General features: G+C 65.1%; 18 protein-coding genes and 1 riboswitch. Of the genes, 10 read left to right on the top strand and 8 right to left on the bottom strand.

All coding sequences use genetic code 11. The features are described from left to right. Positions 1–13 precede the first annotated feature (13 nt). Both ACFZAI_RS16730 and ACFZAI_RS16725 read left to right on the top strand, forming a co-directional pair. Positions 14–868, top strand: coding sequence for an ABC transporter permease (locus ACFZAI_RS16730; protein WP_391567963.1), 855 nt, complete (start codon positions 14–16; stop codon positions 866–868). 40 nt (positions 869–908) lie between these two features. Next, complete coding sequence (locus tag ACFZAI_RS16725) at positions 909–1,688, top strand: SDR family oxidoreductase (protein WP_391567962.1); 780 nt, start codon at positions 909–911, stop codon at positions 1,686–1,688. 8 nt (positions 1,689–1,696) lie between these two features. On the opposite strand, the gene ilvB is transcribed toward ACFZAI_RS16725, so the two are convergent. After that, a complete protein-coding gene (gene ilvB / locus ACFZAI_RS16720; RefSeq protein ID WP_391568528.1) occupies positions 1,697–3,523 on the bottom strand; it encodes a biosynthetic-type acetolactate synthase large subunit in 1,827 nt (608 codons plus the stop codon). A gap of 93 nt (positions 3,524–3,616) precedes the next feature. Between ilvB and ACFZAI_RS16715 the strand changes: the two genes are divergently transcribed. Beyond that, a complete protein-coding gene (locus ACFZAI_RS16715) occupies positions 3,617–4,087 on the top strand; it encodes an Lrp/AsnC family transcriptional regulator (RefSeq protein ID WP_006227770.1) in 471 nt (156 codons plus the stop codon). 94 nt (positions 4,088–4,181) lie between these two features. On the opposite strand, the gene ACFZAI_RS16710 is transcribed toward ACFZAI_RS16715, so the two are convergent. Beyond that, positions 4,182–5,102: a bestrophin family protein gene (locus ACFZAI_RS16710; RefSeq protein WP_391567961.1), complete on the bottom strand. Its 921-nt coding sequence runs from the start codon at positions 5,100–5,102 to the stop codon at positions 4,182–4,184. A 127-nt stretch (positions 5,103–5,229) separates the two neighbouring features. Here ACFZAI_RS16710 and ACFZAI_RS16705 point away from each other — a divergent pair, with 127 nt between their 5' ends. The 3 genes from ACFZAI_RS16705 to ACFZAI_RS16695 all read left to right on the top strand — a co-directional run bounded on the left by ACFZAI_RS16705 (position 5,230) and on the right by ACFZAI_RS16695 (position 8,319). Beyond that, positions 5,230–5,889: an SET domain-containing protein gene (locus tag ACFZAI_RS16705; RefSeq protein WP_391567959.1), complete on the top strand. Its 660-nt coding sequence runs from the start codon at positions 5,230–5,232 to the stop codon at positions 5,887–5,889. 470 nt (positions 5,890–6,359) lie between these two features. Further along, positions 6,360–6,512: riboswitch (FMN riboswitch) on the top strand. A gap of 116 nt (positions 6,513–6,628) precedes the next feature. After that, positions 6,629–7,342 (top strand): 3,4-dihydroxy-2-butanone-4-phosphate synthase, encoded by a 714-nt coding sequence (gene ribB, locus ACFZAI_RS16700; RefSeq protein ID WP_391567958.1) that lies wholly within the window; start codon positions 6,629–6,631, stop codon positions 7,340–7,342. 308 nt (positions 7,343–7,650) lie between these two features. Beyond that, entirely contained in the window at positions 7,651–8,319 is a 669-nt protein-coding gene (locus tag ACFZAI_RS16695) for a TetR/AcrR family transcriptional regulator (protein WP_391567957.1), read from the top strand. Positions 8,320–8,349: 30 nt separating this feature from the next. Here the strand turns inward: ACFZAI_RS16695 and ACFZAI_RS16690 are convergent, their stop codons facing one another. From ACFZAI_RS16690 to ACFZAI_RS16665, 6 genes are all read right to left on the bottom strand, one after another. Then, entirely contained in the window at positions 8,350–8,859 is a 510-nt protein-coding gene (locus tag ACFZAI_RS16690) for a nucleoside 2-deoxyribosyltransferase (RefSeq protein WP_391567956.1), read from the bottom strand. A gap of 5 nt (positions 8,860–8,864) precedes the next feature. Continuing rightward, complete coding sequence (locus ACFZAI_RS16685) at positions 8,865–9,434, bottom strand: flavin reductase family protein (protein ID WP_391567955.1); 570 nt, start codon at positions 9,432–9,434, stop codon at positions 8,865–8,867. A 9-nt stretch (positions 9,435–9,443) separates the two neighbouring features. Continuing rightward, the gene (locus ACFZAI_RS16680; RefSeq protein ID WP_391567954.1) at positions 9,444–9,902 is read right to left on the bottom strand and encodes a nuclear transport factor 2 family protein; all 459 of its coding nucleotides are present in this window, start codon (positions 9,900–9,902) and stop codon (positions 9,444–9,446) included. A gap of 137 nt (positions 9,903–10,039) precedes the next feature. Next, entirely contained in the window at positions 10,040–10,651 is a 612-nt protein-coding gene (locus tag ACFZAI_RS16675; RefSeq protein WP_391567953.1) for an NAD(P)-dependent oxidoreductase, read from the bottom strand. Positions 10,652–10,807: 156 nt separating this feature from the next. Beyond that, entirely contained in the window at positions 10,808–11,734 is a 927-nt protein-coding gene (panE, locus tag ACFZAI_RS16670; RefSeq protein ID WP_391567952.1) for a 2-dehydropantoate 2-reductase, read from the bottom strand. Between the two features lie 46 nt (positions 11,735–11,780). Beyond that, positions 11,781–12,713: a DedA family protein/thiosulfate sulfurtransferase GlpE gene (locus ACFZAI_RS16665; RefSeq protein ID WP_391567951.1), complete on the bottom strand. Its 933-nt coding sequence runs from the start codon at positions 12,711–12,713 to the stop codon at positions 11,781–11,783. A gap of 430 nt (positions 12,714–13,143) precedes the next feature. On the opposite strand from ACFZAI_RS16665, the gene ACFZAI_RS16660 reads away from it, so the two are divergent. From ACFZAI_RS16660 to ACFZAI_RS16645, 4 genes are all read left to right on the top strand, one after another. Beyond that, positions 13,144–14,178, top strand: a complete 1,035-nt coding sequence (locus ACFZAI_RS16660; RefSeq protein ID WP_391567950.1) for a BMP family protein — start codon at positions 13,144–13,146, stop codon at positions 14,176–14,178. Beyond that, the gene (locus ACFZAI_RS16655) at positions 14,175–15,704 is read left to right on the top strand and encodes an ABC transporter ATP-binding protein (protein ID WP_391567949.1); all 1,530 of its coding nucleotides are present in this window, start codon (positions 14,175–14,177) and stop codon (positions 15,702–15,704) included. Before ACFZAI_RS16660 ends, ACFZAI_RS16655 begins: the two co-directional genes overlap by 4 nt. A 70-nt stretch (positions 15,705–15,774) precedes the next feature. After that, positions 15,775–16,848, top strand: a complete 1,074-nt coding sequence (locus tag ACFZAI_RS16650) for an ABC transporter permease (protein WP_391567948.1) — start codon at positions 15,775–15,777, stop codon at positions 16,846–16,848. Between the two features lie 10 nt (positions 16,849–16,858). After that, positions 16,859–17,809, top strand: a complete 951-nt coding sequence (locus ACFZAI_RS16645; RefSeq protein ID WP_391567947.1) for an ABC transporter permease — start codon at positions 16,859–16,861, stop codon at positions 17,807–17,809. Positions 17,810–17,883 lie beyond the last annotated feature (74 nt).

The raw sequence follows: 17,883 nt of genomic DNA, 5'->3' as shown, positions 1-17,883 counted from the left end.
CCCATTTCGCACCATGATCCCGACCGAAACATCCGATTCCCTGCAGGACCAGCTGCGGCTGGACCGCCGCGCCAGCGTCGCCCGGCGCGTGCGCATCACGCTGTGGCAAGTGCTGATCCTTGCCCTCATCCTGGGCTCCTGGGAGACGCTCACGCGCATCCCGTGGTTCACGCAGAACACGCTGTTCGACCCCTTCTTCATCAGCCAGCCATCGCGCGTGGCGGTGCGGCTGTGGGAATGGCTGCAACCCGGGCCGCGCTCGGTCTGGCCCCACTTGTGGCTGACCCTGCAAGCCACGCTCGTGGGGCTGGTGGTGGGGGTAGGCAGCGGCTTCATCGTCGGCATGACGCTTAGCCGCAGCCGCTTTCTGGCCGACGTCTTCAACCCCTTCATCGTGGCGTTCAACTCCATGCCGCGCATTGCGTTCGTGCCGCTCATCACCATGTTCTTCGGCCTGGGGCTGGCGTCCAAGGTGGTGACTTCGTGGTTCGTCGTGTTCTTCCTCGTGTTCTTCAACACCTACAAGGGCGGGCGCAGCGTCGAGCGCGAACTGGTCGACTTCTGCCGCACGCTGGGCGGGTCACCGCGCCAGATCCTGTGGCGCGTACGCATCCCGACGGCCGCGGCCTGGACGTTCGCCGCCTTGCCCAACGCCATCAGCTTTGCGCTGATCGGCGTGGTGCTGGCCGAATTTGTCGGGTCCACCACTGGCATGGGGTATCTGATGATCACCGCGCTGGCCACGCTGAACGCCACCGACATGTTCGCCGCCGTGACATTGTTGTCCATCGTTGGCATCGCACTGGTTTATTGTGTGACCTGGCTGGAACGGCGGCTGCTGCATTGGGCGCCGGAGTTCCGGGAATAAGCGCTCAGGAAACATGACGGCAACAAGCGGGATAGCACCCATGACGACACTACCTTATCTGCGCAACTTCGATCTGACCGGCCAGGTCGCCCTGGTGACCGGCTCCGCGCGCGGGCTGGGCTTTTGCATTGCGCGCGCGCTGGCCGGTTGCGGCGCACGCGTGCTGATCAACGGCCGCAACGCCGCGGCGGTAGACGCCGCCGTGGCCGAGCTGGCCAACGCCGGCCTGGACGCGCACCCCTTGCCATTCGACGTCAGCGACGATGCCGACATGGAACGCGCCTTCCAGCGCATCGACGACGAGCACGGCCGGCTGGACGTGCTGGTGAACAACGTGGGCGCGCGCAACCGCAAGACCTTGCGCGACACCAGCCCCGCTGAAATCCGCGACCTTATCGATACGGATCTTGTCGCCGGCATGCTGCTGGCGAAGTTCTCCGCCGAGCGCATGGTGCGCCAGGGCGGCGGGCGTTTGATCGCCATCACGTCGGTAGTGGGTGAGCTGGCCCGCGCGGGCGATGCCGTGTATCCCGCAGCCAAGCAGGGCCTGACCGGGATGGTGCGCGCGTTGGCGGCGGAATTCGGCGGCCACCACATCACCAGCAACGCGATCGCGCCGGGTACGTTCGCTACGGAAACCAACGCCGGCATGGTGGCGGACCCGAATGTCGGCCCGCGCATCGCGGCGCGCAACCCGACCGGGCGTTGGGGCGAACCGGAAGAAATCGCCGGCGCCGCCGTGTTCTTGGCCTCACCGGCCGCGTCGTATGTGAACGGACACGTGCTGGTGGTGGACGGCGGCTTGTCGATTCAGTTCTAGCGCCCGGCTCAGGTCGTCTCGTCCTGATACCAGACGCCTTCGGCCAGCATCATCTTCTGATGCCCATGCCCGGCCGGCATCATCGGGAAGCAGTTCTCTTGCGACGTCACCGCCACGTCCAGGAAGTACGGCCCGTCATGCGCCAGGCATTCGGCCAAGGCGGCATCCAGCTTCGCCGGATCATCCACGCGCGCCGCGCCCCAGCCGAACGCACGCGCCAGCGCCACGAAGTCGGGCAATGACGCGTTGTAGCTGTGGCTGTAGCGGCCGCCGTGAATCAATTCCTGCCACTGGCGCACCATGCCCATGTAGCCGTTGTTGCATAGCACGACCTTCACAGGCGTCTCGTGTTGCATGGCGGTGGACAATTCCTGGATGTTCATCAGCACCGACGCATCGCCGCTGACGCACACCACCGTCTTGTCCGGATGCGCCACCTGCGCGCCAATCGCGGCCGGCACGCCGTAACCCATCGTGCCCGCACCGCCCGACGTCAACCAGCGATGCGGCTTGTCGAAACGCAGATACTGCGCGGCCCACATCTGATGCTGGCCCACGTCGGTTGAAACAATCGCGTCGCGATCAGCCAGCGCGGCGTTCAGGCTCGACATCAGATGTTGCGGCAAGATCGCATCGGCCGCGGGCGTGAAGCCCAGGCAGTCCTGGCGGCGCCACGTGTCGATACGCTGGAACCACGGCGCCAGCCGCGCCGCGTCCATCGGCGCATCGCCCAGCTCGGCGCGCAGCGCGCGCACCAGCGGCAGGCAATCGCCCACCAGCGCCACGTCCACGCGCACCACCTTGTTGATCGACGCCGGATCAATGTCGATATGGATCTTGCGCGCATGCGGGCAAAACTCCGACAGCTTGCCGGTGATGCGGTCATCAAAACGCGCGCCAATGCACACCACCAGGTCGGCGTTGTGCATGGCCAGATTGGCTTCGACCGTGCCGTGCATGCCCAGCATGCCGACGAATTGCGCATCAGACGCCGGGAACGCGCCCAGCCCCATCAGCGTCAACGTGCACGGCGCGCCGGTGTGGCGGACCAGGTCGGTGAAGGCCTCGCAGGCCTCGGGGCCGGCGTTCACCAGCCCGCCGCCGCCGTAGAAAATAGGGCGCTTGGCCTGCGCGATCAGCGCGGCGGCGCGGCGCACGGCCGACTGCGGCAGCTTCGGCGCCAGCTTGCCCGCCTGACGGCGCGCCCGCAGCGCGGCCAGCTTCTGCTGCGACGGCAGGCCCGGCACATCATCGTCCGCGTCGCGCGGCACCGCCAACTGCACGTCTTTCGGAAAATCCACCAGCACGGGGCCGGGGCGGCCCTGGCGGGTCAGCTCGAACGCCCGCGACACCACATTGCCCACGTCGTCCACGGCGCGGATCTGCGTATTCCACTTGGTCACGGAACGCGAGATGCCGATGGCGTCACATTCCTGGAAGGCGTCGGTGCCGATTGCGGCAGTGGCCACCTGGCCGCTGATGCACAGCACCGGGATCGAATCGCACATGGCGTCCAACAGACCCGACGTGGTGTTGGCCATACCGGGGCCGGACGTCACAAACACCACCCCCGTGCGGCCAGTGGTGCGGGCATAGCCTTCCGCGGCGTGCACGGCGGCCTGCTCATGGCGCACCAGCACATGGCGCAAGCGCGGCTCGGCGTACAGCGCATCGTAGAGCGGCAACACGGCGCCCCCGGGATACCCGAACACGGTATCGACACCGTGCGCAATCAGCGTATCGAGCAGAATTTTCGCCCCGTTTTCAACGGGGCGATCAGTGGCGGCAAGCGCGGCGGCGGCGGTGGGGTGCAGGCGATCGTTCATGCTATCTATCTTATTCGTAGCTTCGAAGAATTTTTATCTTCTTTTCCACGAATACCGGCCGTTCGGAGTAAATTTATCTTCGATTTGGAGGAATCAAAGAAAATGAACCTGGACAAGTTTGATCTGGCCATTCTGAAGGTGCTGCAAGAGAACGCGCGCGCCAGCCTGAACGACATCGGCGCGGCGGTGGGATTGTCATCCACGCCTTGCTGGAACCGCATCAAGCGCATGGAAAGCGCCGGGGTGATCCGCGGCTACACGGTCGACATCGACCCGGCCAGCCTGGGCTTCATGGACACGGTGATCGTGCACGTCACGCTGGAAAGCCACAGCGAGGAAACGCTCTATGAATTCGGCCGCGCACTGGCGGCCATTCCTGAAGTGCTGGAAGCGTTCCTGGTGTCGGGCGACTACGACTATTACATCCGCATCGCCGTGCGCGACACCCGCGACTACGAACGCCTGCTGCGCGAACAGCTCTACCGCATCCCCGGCATCCGCCACAGCAAATCCTGCTTCGTGCTGCGCCGTCTGAAGGAAACCATGCTGCCGCTGACAGGTCCGGCAGGCTAAGGGGAAGCGAAACCGGAACAGGCCAGGGCAGGGCCGGGCAGGAATACGGCCAAGGGAACAGGCTGCGCGGAAGGCGGAGCCGGCTCCCCCCATGTCATCGCAACACGAAATCCTCGGGCACCACTGCCTCGGGCAACGGGCGCACGCCCAAGCCTTCCAGCAGATCAATTTCAATCACCCGCGCCAGCGCCGACAACGGCAGGTCGTTTTCTTCCAAACCGAACGGGTCTTCAAGCTCGTCGCCTAACGCGTCCAGCCCGAAGAACGTATACGCAATGATGATGACCGCCACCGGCGTCAGATACTCCAGCGTTCCCACCAGCCCAAACGGCAGCAGCAGACAGAACAGCCATGCCGTGCGATGCAGCAGCAGCGAATACGCGAAAGGACAGGGCGTGAACTTGATGCGCTCACAGGCCGCCTGAATCGCCGCGCACTGCGCCACGCGCTGGGTCAGCCCCTGATAAAGAATGTCGCTCAACTCACCGCGCCGCAAACACGCCGCCAGATCGCGGTTGATCGCCATCAGCAGCGCATCCGGCACATTGCGAACCCCGGCCAACGTATCCAGCTCATCCTGCTGCACCCACGGACGCACGGCGTCCACCATGTCTTGCCCACGCAAGCGCGCCGCCAAGCCATAGCCAAAACCAATACAGCGCCGCACCAGCCGTTCCTGCACCGGATTCGCCGTACTGGCCGCCAACAGCACCGCGCTTTCACGCGCCAGGCTGCGCGCCTGCACAATCAAATCGCCCCATTGCTTGCGAGCTTCCCACCAGCGGTCATAGCAAACGTTATTGCGAAAGCCCATGAAGACCGACAGGGCCAGCCCGAACAGCGAAAACGGCACCGCCGTCAGATGCGCCGGCGAAAACAGCTGGCGGTGATACATCCACACCACCACACAGGACAACAACGTAATGACGATGAGCCTGGCGAGAATGCGCGGGATGATGGAGCCGCGCAACACAAAGAACAAAGCCAGCGCAGAGGGACGCGGACGGACGATCATGATAAATATCAACGAGGAACAAGGCGGCGCTCACTATACGCCTGTCATCCTGTCAAAGACGCGTCGATATAATTCTGTTTCGTCTGTTCGCCTTCTTATCGCCTAAACCCGCCTCCCACACGCCTCCATGACCACCGAAGCCACCCCGATCAAGCCCTGGCACGTTGTGCGCCGCTCCAAGCTTCACGGCACCGGCGTCTTCGCCGCCCGCAAGATCCCCGCCGGCACGCGCATCATCGAGTACGGCGGTGAACGCATCAGCGCCAAAGAAGCCGACCGCCGCCACCCCACCAACCCGGACGATCCCTTCCACACCTTCTTCTTCGCGCTCAGCTCCGGCCGCGTGATCGACGGCGGTGACAACGGCAACGACGCACGCTGGATCAACCATTCCTGTGAGCCCAACTGCGAGGCGCAGGAAGGCAAGCACGGCAAGCGCGTCTACATCGTCGCCCTGCAAGACATCCCGCGCGGCACGGAACTGTCGTACGACTACGGCCTGGTCCTGGACGGCCGCATCACGAAGGCACTGAAGGAAGGCTACCGCTGCCTCTGCGGCACCCCGCCGTGCCGCGGCACGATGCTGGCCCTGCCTAAGAAGAAGACGAAGGCAAAAAAAGAAGCCTCGGCCGAAGCGGAAGCGAAGGCAACAGAAGCCGCCGAAGAAACAAAAACTGCAAAAGTAGAAAAAGCAGCAAAGGGCGCAAAAGCGGCAAAGGGAGCAAAAGCGAAAAAAGCAGCGGATGTAAAAACCAACGCAGAAGCGACAGCCACCCCCAAAGGCTAAATAGCCCGCGAGCGAAGCGACGCGCCCCCGCGCGCAGCGTCATCACCGCCCGCAAGACACCTCAACGCCAAAAAAGGTCGCCTGCGCGACCGGCTTTGGCGACCCCGCAAGCTCTTCCCCCATCAAGCCGCTTGCCAGAAAAAGGCCAAGCAAACCACCCGCCCCGGCCCCTGTAAAGTTTCCCGCAGCGCAGTCAGGCGTGTGGGCGGGCCGGGGTGCGCGGGGCGTCGATAAGCCCGAGGGAATCTGAAGGAACCCGCCTTCGGCGGGTGACGAAGATGACGAAGGGGAAGTCCGGAGCGAAGGCTCCGGACCGCCATCGTTGCCCCGCGCACCCCGGCCCGCCCACACGCCTGACGTCAAAAGAACCCACATCCCGTCCCCGACACAAAACCCCACCCACATAACGCCCATTCCTCCCAACACCCCAGACAGGCGTACAATCCGCAAAGTCGTTAACACGACATGCAGTACGTCTTCAGGGCGGGGTGCAATTCCCCACCGGCGGTATGCCATGCAATGTGGTGAGCCCGCGAGCGCCCGGCGTCCTTCGGACATCGGGGTCAGCAGATCTGGTGAAATGCCAGAGCCGACGGTCATAGTCCGGATGAGAGAAGATGTGCCGACACAACCCCGCTTATCCGGGCGCCACACGCGCCCGGCAAGCCGTATTGCGTTCGGCTGTCGATTAGCCCTGAAACGTTTTTCGCCCCCTTAAATTTGCGAGAGCGTTTCAACCATGTCCAACCTCAATACCCCGCAGTCCCTTCCCAGCCTGGCTTCACAACCGTTCGCCGCCCGCCTGCAGCGCGCCTTGCATCATCTGCGCCTGGGCCGCCCCGTCATCCTCATGGATGATTTCGATCGCGAAAACGAAGCCGACCTGATCGTCGCCGCCGACAAGCTCACCGTGCCCGTCATGGCTCAGCTGATCCGTGATGGCAGCGGCATCGTCTGCCTGTGCCTGCCCGGCAAAACGCTAGACCGCCTGGAACTCCCCCCCATGGTCCAGCGCAACCAAAGCCGCTTCGCCACCGCCTTCACCGTCTCCATCGAAGCACGCGAAGGCGTCAGCACCGGCGTGTCCGCCGTTGACCGCGTCACCACCATCCGCGCCGCCATCTCGCCGTCGGCGCAAAGCGAAGACATCGTCAGCCCCGGCCACGTGTTCCCGTTGCGCGCCCAACCCGGCGGCGTCCTCACCCGCCGCGGCCACACTGAAGGCTCGGTCGACCTGGCCGTGCTGGCCGGCCTGCGCCCCGCAGGCGTCCTGTGCGAACTGATGAACGCCGACGGCACCATGATGCGCGGCGCCTCGCTCGAACGTTACGCCGCCCAACATGGCCTGGTCGCCCTGACCATCGCCGAACTCGCCGACCATCTGCAAAAGCTGAAAGACGGGGAAGCCACCCCCGTCGACGACGAAGTCCTGGAAATGGCCGCCACGGTCTAAGCAAGATTCGCGTCACGGACTAAGCCAGATTCGCGTAATAGGCGACATAAGCATCACGTTCGCCCCAACACGCAGCGGGGCGGCGATCGGGACCCCCCGCCATCCGCCGCCCCCGATGCCGCCCCCGATGCCACATAAGTGCGGCATCAGTGCGGCATGACAAATCCTTGAAAGGGTCATGACAATCCGAAACCATCGCGGAGAATTCACCGATGGCATAATCCGCGCTTGCGGGTGACAACTCGGATTGCCTGCTGCAAATTTTATGAGCCATTGCTCAGGTTTGATACCCGCCTTTCAACGCATCCATGACCGCCATCCCCCAGCCCCGGAAATCCCCGCGCCAACTCCGGTCCCAGCACACTGTCGACACCATTCTGCAAGCCACGGCTAGCGTTTTGGCCACGCACGGCTATGCAGGCACCAACACCAACCTGATCGCTGAAACCGCAGGGGTCAGCGTCGGCTCCCTGTATCAGTACTTTCCGAACAAGAACGCGTTGATCGCCGCGCTGCATCAGCGCCACGACAACCAGATGCTGGATGTCATTGACGACGTCCTGAACAGCAACCCCGCCGCCACGCTGACAGAGCGCGTCGCCGCCATCGTCCAGGCCATGCTGCACGCGCACCTGCTGGAGCCCGCGCTGCACCGCGTGCTGGAACGTGAATTCCCGCTATTCGATACGCCGCGTGAACACAGCCTGGCCGATCAGGACATCCACCGCCGCATGCGGCACCTGCTGGAATTGCACCGCGCCGAAATCGCGCAACAAGACCGGGACTTGGCGACCTACGTCGTGCTGCGCATCATGGAATCCCTGGTGCACGCGATGGCGCTGGAACCGCCCGCGGGTTTCGACGCCAAGCAGCTTGAACAAGCCGTGGTCGATGCGGTGATGGGGTATCTGGCGACGCCGGGCGGTGCCGCGCCACGCAAGACGAAGAAAACGCCGCGCCGCAAAACGGGCGCCTAAAAAACCGCCCGGATAAGACCGCCCCCTGATCTATCGCGCGGCGTCTTGCGCCATGCGGGCCAGGCAATCGGATGCCTTGCCCACGACGATGCGGGCGCTGCATGCCAGCATCAGGTTCAAGTTCAAGCCGAAGTCTTCCACCGTGTAGCCTTCGGCATCCACCATGCGCGATGCGCCGTCGTCCGCCGCCGCGCCCACGGCCACCTGGTCGATCAGCGATCCGGCGTGGCTGGTATAGCCCCACACCGGCTTGCCGCAGGCCACGGCATAACCGACTTCAAAGGCTGTGCCCGAATCGGGCTCGGCGCCGCGAAACGGGTTCAGGTTAGCCATCACCATGTCGGCGCGGCGAATCAACGCTACGTTTTCGCGATAGATCCATTGCGCCAGCGCCTGGCCCGCCAAGTCCTTCGGAGCCATGTTGTCCAACGGAAACAAGCCGTCAAACCCATACGTGGCGCAAAGCGCCTTGAGCCGCTGGCCATACGCCACGGCATCGGGCAGGAATACATCGAAACCCGCGAGATACACGCTGCGCATCGGGGCTACTCCGGTTCTGAAACGTTGAAGGCCTCGCCGGTGGCGAAGAACGAACCGCCGGCCAGATAGTGGACCGAACGCCGGTCGTCTTGCGGGAAGTGCCAGCGGTTCTGCGAGAACACATCCGGCGCGGCCCAAGCGGCCACGACTTCGCCGATGAACAAATCATAAGCCTGCTGGTTGTGCGGCTCGGGCACCACCTTGCATTCCAGCCAGCCCAGGCAGTCCGCCACCAACGGCGCGCCGATCTTGCTGGCCGGAAACGTGGCCAGGCCGCTGGCCTGAAACTTGTCTTCATCGCGGCCAGACTCCGACCCCACCTTCAACGTGGCGGCGGCCTGCGCGCGCGACGGAATGCACAGCGCGAATTCGCCCGATGCTTCGATGAGCTCGCGCGTGTAGGTGTGCTTGTCCACCACCACCAGCATCTTGGGCGGGCTGAAATCCAAGGGCATCGCCCACGCTGCGGCCATGACGTTTTGCGCGTCGCCATGGGCGCTGGTGACCAGCACCGTCGGGCCGTGGTTTAACAGCAGATACGCGCGGGCCAGTTCCACCGGTTCAATGTTGGGCATGGCTCGCTCTTAGAACATGCCGTTCTGGTTGGCGGGGTTCTCGGGAATTTCCTGGCTGACGTCCCAGTGCTCGACGATCTTGCCTTTTTCAACGCGGAAAATATCCACCACCGCCTGGCCACGGTCTTCCGGCGAATCGCGCCATTGGTTGTGAATCACCACCAGATCGCCCTCGGCGATCACACGCTTGATGTCGACGATGGCTTGCGGATGCTGATCGAAATAGGGCGGAAAGAAATCCACCATCGGGCCGACGCCATCGCGCATGTACGGGTTGTGCTGCACGTAGTTAGGGCTGACGTACAGGCGCACCGCCTCGTCGACCTCGCGGTCTTGGAACATCATGCGAAAGAACGCGACGACGATCTCCTTGTTCGACTGGGGCGCAGCCGCAAGCGCCGGCGCAACCGCCAGGCAGTTGGACGCGGCCAGCACACAGGCGGCCAAGGATTTCCACTTCATACGCATACAAACAACTCAGGGTGACGCCGGTTGGCGGTCTGCCAGTTTACAAACAAAAGCGCTAAATCCGGCCCAAGCGCACAATGAAAAAAGGAGCCCTTGACGGACTCCCCGGGCTCCTTTTTCCTTGCACCGCCTGCTGCTTAGTACCCGACGGTGAAGCGGCGGCGCGAATGCTTCGGCGTTTCCAGTTCATCGGCCAGGGCGATGGCGTAGTCTTCCATCGAGATCCAGCTCTTGCCTTCGTCGTCGGCCAGCAGGTAGTCATCGCCCACGCGGAACGTGCCCGTGCGCTCACCCGGTTCGAACAATGCCGACGGCGAAATGAACGTCCAGTTCAGCACTTTTTCCTGACGCAGCGTGTCCAGGAACACGACGCCCGCGCGCGCTTCGGGCTTGTAGGCGTCGGGGAATTCGGGGGTGTCGATCAACAGCTTGCCGGGCGCCACCAAGAGGCTGCCCGCGCCGCCCACCACCAGCAGACGCGGCACGCCCGCGTTCTTCACGGCGGCCAACAGCGGCTTGGCGTCGGTCGAGACAAAACGCGTGGCGCTGATGACGGCGTCGTGGCCGGTCAAGAGCGGGGTCAGGCCTTCGGGGTCGGTGGCGTCGCCTTGCTGGACGGTCAGGCCGGGCTGGGCGTTAACGTCGGCCGGATTGCGGGCAATGCCCGTGACTTGATGGCCGCGCTTGAGCAGTTCGTCCGCAACGCGGGAACCGACGCGGCCGGTAATGCCGATCAATGCAATTTTCATGGTCTTGCTCCTAGGGAGGAAGAACCGGAGCGGGCGGCGCAACATGCGCCACAACACGCCCCGGTTCAGGCAAATCCATACTATTCGGTCAAATCCGAACAAAAAACCCAGAAAATCGGAAGAGTTTTTTGCAAGTTATGCATCAATCGACCGAACTCAAGCCGCTGCGCGCTGCGCCTGATAAACCTGCAAATGCGAATACGCCACGCGCAGATACGTCGCGTCCACGCCCAACGCGCGGGCGCGGTGAACCATGTCGCCCACGATATGGTCGGCCTCGACCGGCAGCCCTTGGCGCAGATCGCGGAACATGGACGCCGTCATCGGTTGCGTGCGGTCGGTCATCAGCTTTTGCGCGGCGGCATCCGCTTCCGGACGTACGGCATGGCCGGACGCGGCGGCGACCGCTTGCGTTTCTTTCAGCAGGCCAAGCAGGATGCTGATGCCATCATCGGTAGAGGCAATCTGCCCGACCGTGCCACGCATCATGCAGGTGGCGGCGGCCAGCGTCGTCAGCATGACGTACTTTTCCCAGATGTCCTGGTGGATGTCCAGGCTAAGGCGGCTGACGTATTCGCCGCCCGCCAAGGCCTGCTCCAGCGCCACGCAACGCTCGCTGCGCGGCGCGCCGGTGCGTTCGCCAAAGACGATGTTGGCGTGCTTGCCCAGATGCACCACTTCGCCTTCAGGGCCGAGCGTGGCGTTGATCTGGCACAGCCCGCCCAGCACGCGTTGCGGTCCGAATTCGCGGTCCAGCACGTCATACTGCAACACACCGTTCATGATGGGCAGCACCGCCGTGTCAGGCCCCACGGCCGGGCGGATGGCGTCGATGGCGCTGGCCAGGTCATACGCCTTGCAGCTGAGCACGACGACGTCGTAGTGGCCTTGCAAGGTCTGCTGCGTGACCAGCTTCGGGTGCAGCGTCACGTCGCCCAGCGGGCTTTGAATGCGCAAGCCTTGCTCGCTGATGCGCGCCGCGCGCGGCTCACGCACCAGAAACGTCACGTCCGCGCCCGCCTGGGCGGCGCGTCCGCCGAAATAACCGCCCGTGCCGCCGGCACCCAAAAACAACAACCGCATTCGTCTCTCCTGTTGCCGCCCGCCTGTCTTGCGGGCTGATGTGAAATTATGCGCTTGGCGCAGCGGGCGGCGCGTGATTCTGTTCCGCCCACGCTTCAAAACCGCCACGCAGCGCCCAGGTCTTGGGATACCCCGCCGCGCGCAGGCGCGAGGCCAGCAGCGCTGCCGAGACCTCGTTCGGGCAGGCGCAATAGACCACGATGTCGGAGTCCAGCGCGTGCGCATCCAGCGCAGGCAAGGGCGCCTTCAAGTCCACGGCGATGGCGCCGGGGATGCGCGCGGCGTCGCGCTGCGCTTCGGGGCGCACGTCAAAGACCAGCGGGTTACGGCCGTTTTGCCGCCACTGCATCAGCTCGTCGACGGACACGCGGGGAATGATGCGCAGGCTGCGCAGCAGAATGCGGCGGCGCAAAAAACGCGTCAGGATATACAGCGCCAACACCGCGGCCAGCACGCCCAGCCCCATCGCGCCGTAGGTGCCCAGAATTTCGATCACGTCGTTGACGACGCTGTGGAACAGCCCGCCCAGCAGCAGCGCGGAACCGGCCCAGATCATCGCGCCCACCAGGTCGTACAGCAGAAAGCGCCGGTAGGCGGTGCCGGTCAGGCCCGCCATGACGGTGGACAACGCGCCCGCGCCCGGCAGGAACTTGCACACCAGCAAGGCCCGCACACCGATGCGCAGGTACAGGCGTTGCGTCTGGCGGATGCAGGAATCCTGCGACAAGGACATCTTGCAGATCACGCCCAGCAGCCGCGAGCCGTAGCGCCGGCCGGCCACATACCAAAGCGAGTCTGCCAGCAGGCACGCCACCGTGGCGGCGAACCACGGCACAAGCCACCCCGCCGCGCCGCCCAGCGCGCCGGCTGCAATCAGCATCGGGTAAGCCGGCACGGGCAGGCCCGCCTGTTCGACGAGCACGTTGGCGAACACCAGCCACCCGCCGTATTGCTCGAGCAGCAATTGAATGTCTTGCATGGAGTTTCCAGCTTGCCGCGCCCCGCGCGGCTTATGGCGGGATTTTAAGTGCGGCGGGCGGCGCACCAGCGGATACGCACAACGTTGACGCGGGAACTCACTGTTTCGCAGCAAGGATGTCCACGCTTTGGGACAACCCGCACCACCTTGGTGCCACGAATCCCCGCCAGGGTGCCTATAATCCTGCCCGTCCATCAGGTTTCCCCGACTTGTCGCAGGAATGCCCCATGGCATACAACTTGCTTCGCCAGGACTGGCTGCGAACCCGACCATTCGGGTGGGACGCGCCTCCCGGCGCCCCCATCCGATGACCGATCCCTCGCCTACGTTTCCGCCCGTTCGCCCCGGCACGCCTGCCGGCGACCGCGATTTTCAAACGTCTGGCCGCCATTCCCATTCTGTTTCCATCCCCCGCGAAGGAGTCACCCGCATGAAATCCTTGTCCACCCCGTCCGCCGGCGGCATCGCCCGCCGCGGCCTGCTCAAGCTGGCGGCCGCCGCCGCTGCCGGCGCGCTGCTGTTCTCGGGCGCCGTGCAAGCCCAAGCCCCCGCCAAGACCAAGGTTGCCGCCATCTACACGGTGCCGGTCGAGCAGCAATGGGTGTCGCGCATTCACAAGGCGCTGACGGCTGCTCGCGACCGTGGCGAGATCGAATACACCTTCTCGGAAAACGTCACCAACGCCGACTACGAACGCGTCATGCGCCAGTACGCGGAGCAGGGCAACAAGCTGGTGGTGGGTGAAGCCTTCGCCGTGGAAGCCGCCGCCCGCAAGGTGGCCAAGGACTATCCGCAGACCGCCTTCCTGATGGGTTCTTCGGGCAAGCCGCAGCAGCCCAACTTCTCGGTGTTCGACAACTACATTCAGGAACCGGCCTACCTGACCGGCATGATCGCGGGCGGCATGAGCAAGACGGGCAAGATCGGCCTGGTGGGCGGCTACCCCATCCCCGAAGTGAACCGCCTGATGCAGGCCTTCATCGAAGGCGCCAAGGAAGTGAACCCGAAGGCTGAATTCACCGTGACCTTCATCGGTTCGTGGTTCGATCCCCCGAAGGCCAAGGAAGCCGCCTTCGCCATGATCGACAAGGGCGCAGACGTGCTGTACGCCGAACGCTTTGGCGTGTCGGATGCCGCCAAGGAACGCGGCAAGCTGGCCATCGGCAACGTCATCGACACGCAGCCGCAGTACCCCGAAACCGTGGTGGCCTCCGCGCTGTGGAGCATGGAGCCCACCATCGACGAGGCGCTCAAGCAGGTCAAGGCGGGCACGTTCAAGGCTGATGACTACGGCCAGTACTCGCTGATGAAGCACAAGGGCTCGTCGCTCGCGCCCTTGGGCACCTTCGAAAAGAAGATTCCCGCCGAGCTGATCGCCCAGGTCGAAGCCAAGCAAAAAGCCATTCTGGACGGCAGCTTCACCGTCAAGGTCAACGACAAAGAACCCAAGTCCTCGGCACGATGAATCAAGCGCCTCTCGCCCTGCAACTGACAGGGATCACCAAGCGTTTCGGCAGCCTGACGGCCAATGACGATATCTCGCTGACGCTGCGGCAAGGCGAAGTCTTGGCCTTGCTGGGCGAGAACGGCGCCGGCAAATCGACCCTGGTGTCGATTCTGTTTGGCCACTACGTGGCCGATGCCGGCAGTATCGACGTCTTCGGCAAACCCTTGCCCCCCGGCCGGCCCGACGCCGCGCTGGCGGCGGGGGTGGGCATGGTGCATCAGCACTTCACCCTGGCCGACAACCTGACCGTGCTGGACAACATCATGGTCGGCACGGAATCGCTGTGGAAGCTGGCGTCCGGCCGCGCCAAAGCGCGCCGCCGCCTGGTTGAACTGGGCCAGCGCTTCGGCCTGGGCGTAGACCCGGACGCGCGTGTGGGCGGCCTGTCCGTCGGCGAAAAGCAGCGCGTGGAAATCCTGAAGGCGCTGTACCGCGGCGCGCGCGTGCTGATCCTGGACGAGCCCACCGCGGTGCTCACGCCGCAGGAAGTGCAGGACCTGTTCGCGACCCTGCGCGGTTTTGTTGACGAAGGCCTGGCCGTCATCTTCATCTCGCACAAGCTGGACGAAGTGATGGCCGTGTCGCGCCGCGTGGCCGTGCTGCGCCAGGGCAAGCTGGTGGCCGAACGCGACACCGCCGGCACCAGCCCCGCCGAACTGGCGGAGTTGATGGTGGGCCGCAAGGTCGTCATGCCGCGCGCCGAAGCCGTGGCCGCCGCTGAACAGGCCGCGCCCGTGGTGACCTTGTCGCAAGTGACGGTGCGCGACAGCCGCGATGGCGCCCCGCGCCTGGACAGCCTGGACCTGACCGTCCACAAACATGAAATCGTGGCGATCGCGGGCGTGGCCGGCAATGGCCAGCAGGCGCTGGTGTCGGTGTTGACCGGCCTGCGCCAGCCCAGCGACGGCACGATCCGGCTGGGCGCCGAACACGCGGCCGCGCCCACGACTCCCGCCGGTTGGACCGCCGCGCGCGTCGGCCGCATTCCCGAAGACCGTCACGGCGAAGGCATGATCGGCGACAGCCCGCTGTGGGAAAACGCCATCGTTGAAGACTTGAAGGACAAGCGCTTTGCGCGCTACGGCCTGATCCGCGCACGCGCCGGCCGCGCTTACGCGGCGTCGCTGGCCAAGCAGTTCGACGTGCGCGCGGCCTCGCTGGATGTGCGCACGCGCAGCCTGTCGGGCGGCAACATGCAGAAGCTGATCCTGGGCCGCACGCTCGCCCGCGAGCCGCGCTTCATCGTGGCCGACCAGCCGACCTGGGGCCTGGACATTGGCGCGGTCGCCTACGTGCGCGAGCAGTTGCTGGCCGCCCGCGCCCGCGGGGCTGGCGTGCTGCTGGTGTCTGAAGACCTGGAAGAAATCTTCGCCTTGGCCGACCGCATCGCCGTGCTGTGCGGCGGCAAGCTCGTCGCCGTCAAGCCGGTGGCCGAATGGACGCCCGCCACCGTGGGCCTGGCCATGACGGGAACGCGCGCATGAGGGCCAACCCCGGGCCACCCCGGGGCCGTTCCCTCCCACGCTGCTTCCCCCTCTATTGAGCATCACTCGCATGAAACTGATTCTGGAACGCCGCCCCGAGCCCAGCCGCATGGCGCTGGCCTTGGCCCCGATTGCGGCCATCCTCTTCACCCTGGCGGTCTGCACCTTGCTTGTCGCCTGGGCCGGCGCGCCGGTTGGCCGCACCTACGCGCTGCTGTTCGAAGGCGCATTCGGCTCGCGCTTCGCCTTGTCTGAAACGCTGACCCGCGCCACCCCCCTGATGCTGACCGGCCTGGCCTGTGCCGTGGCGTTTCGCGCGCGCTTCTACAACATCGGCGCCGAAGGCCAGCTGTATCTGGGCGCGCTGGCGGCCGTCGCCATCGGCGGCCTGCATGACGGCACGGGCTTTGACCTGCCGGCGCCGGTGCTGTTCGGCGGCATGATGCTGGCGGCGGCGCTTGCCGGCGCCTTGCTGCTGCTGATTCCCGCGCTGTTGAAAACCCGTCTGGGTGTGGACGAAGTGGTCACCACCTTGCTGGGCAACTTCATCGTGCTGCTGTTCGTGTCCATGATGCTGGACGGCCCCATGAAAGACCCGATGGCGATGGGCTGGCCGCAATCCGTGGCGCTCAATGGCGACCTGGAACTGGGCAAGCTGATCGAACGCACGCGCGCCCACACCGGCCTCTTGTGGGCGGCCGGTTTGGCGCTGGGCTTGTGGCTGTTGAACCGCTACACCGTGTTCGGCTTCCAGATGCGCGCCGTGGGCGCCAACGCGCACGCCTCGCGCTTTCTGGGGCTGCCGGTCAACCGCGTGATGCTCGGCACGGCGATGCTGTCCGGCGCGCTGGCGGGCCTGGCGGGCGCCATCGAAGTGGCGGGCCGCACTGGTTACGTCACGCTGGATATGTCGCCGGGCTACGGCTACACGGGTGTCGTGGTCGCCATGCTGGCTGGCCTGCATCCGCTGGGCGTGATCCTGGCCAGCATCTTTGTGGCCGGCATGCTGGTGGGCGCCGACAGCATGAGCCGCGCCATCGCCGTGCCGAACTACATCGCCGACGTCATCGTCGCCACCTCGTTGCTTGCCATGCTGGTCGCGACGCTATTTGCGCAGTACCGCCTGCGCCGCAACCGGGCTTGAGGAGCACGCCATGGAATGGATGGATCTGTTGAGTTCCTCGGCCTTCTGGGTCGCCGTGCTGCGTCTGGCGACGCCGCTGATTCTGGGCACCTTGGGCGTGCTGCTGTGCGAACGCGCGGGCGTCTTGAACCTGGGCATTGAAGGCATCATGGCGGCCGGCGCCTTCACTGGCTGGCTCGTCGTGTATCTGGGCGCGCCGCTGTATGTGGGCGTGCTGGCGGCGGCGCTGGCCGGCGCCATCTTCGGCCTGCTGCACGCGGTGCTGACGGTGCCGCTGGGCTTGTCGCAACACGTGTCGGGGCTAGGCGTAACGCTGCTGGCGACGAGCCTGTCGTATTTCGCATACCGCGTTACTTTCCCCAGCGTGAACACGCCGCCTACGATCACGCCGTTTGCCGAAATGAAATTCCTGGACGGCATTCCGCTGATCGGGCCGGTGCTGGCCGGGCAGACGCCCATGACGCTGATTGCGCTGGCCGCCGTGCCCATTCTGGCCTGGGTGCTGAACCGCACGCCGGTCGGCCTGGCGATCCGCATGGTGGGCGAAAACCCCGCCGCCGCCGAAGGCCAGGGCCTGTCGGTCACGCGCCTGCGCATCGGCGCCATCGTGGCGGGTTCGGCGCTGATGGGCGTGGCCGGCAGCTTCCTGACGCTGGCCGCGTTCAATGCGTTCTTCTTCAACATGGTCAACGGCCGTGGCTGGGTCTGCGTGGCGCTGGTCGTGTTCGCGTCCTGGCGGCCAGGCAAGGCGCTGCTGGGCGCGCTGATCTTCGCCTTTTTCGACGCGCTGCAACTGCGTCTGCAACAGGGCGGGGCCGCCTTGCCCGGCCTGCCCGAGTTACCGTATCAGGTGTACCTGATGCTGCCGTACATCCTGTCCATCCTGGCCCTGGTGGTGATGGCGCGCCGCGCTGCCTACCCGCAAGCCTTGATGAAGCCCTACCGCAAGGGCGAACGCTAGAGGGGGGCCACCCCCGAAGCGCTGCGCGCTCCCCCCTCAAGGGGGCGTCGCGACGGACCGGCAAAGCCGGCTCC

It is taken from the genome of Achromobacter sp. NPDC008082, from assembly GCF_042957345.1.
In the GTDB taxonomy this organism is placed as follows: Bacteria; Pseudomonadota; Gammaproteobacteria; order Burkholderiales; family Burkholderiaceae_B; genus Achromobacter; species Achromobacter kerstersii_A.
Note: the sequence above shows the minus strand (reverse complement) of the source record. Positions and strands in the feature narration are given on the sequence as shown.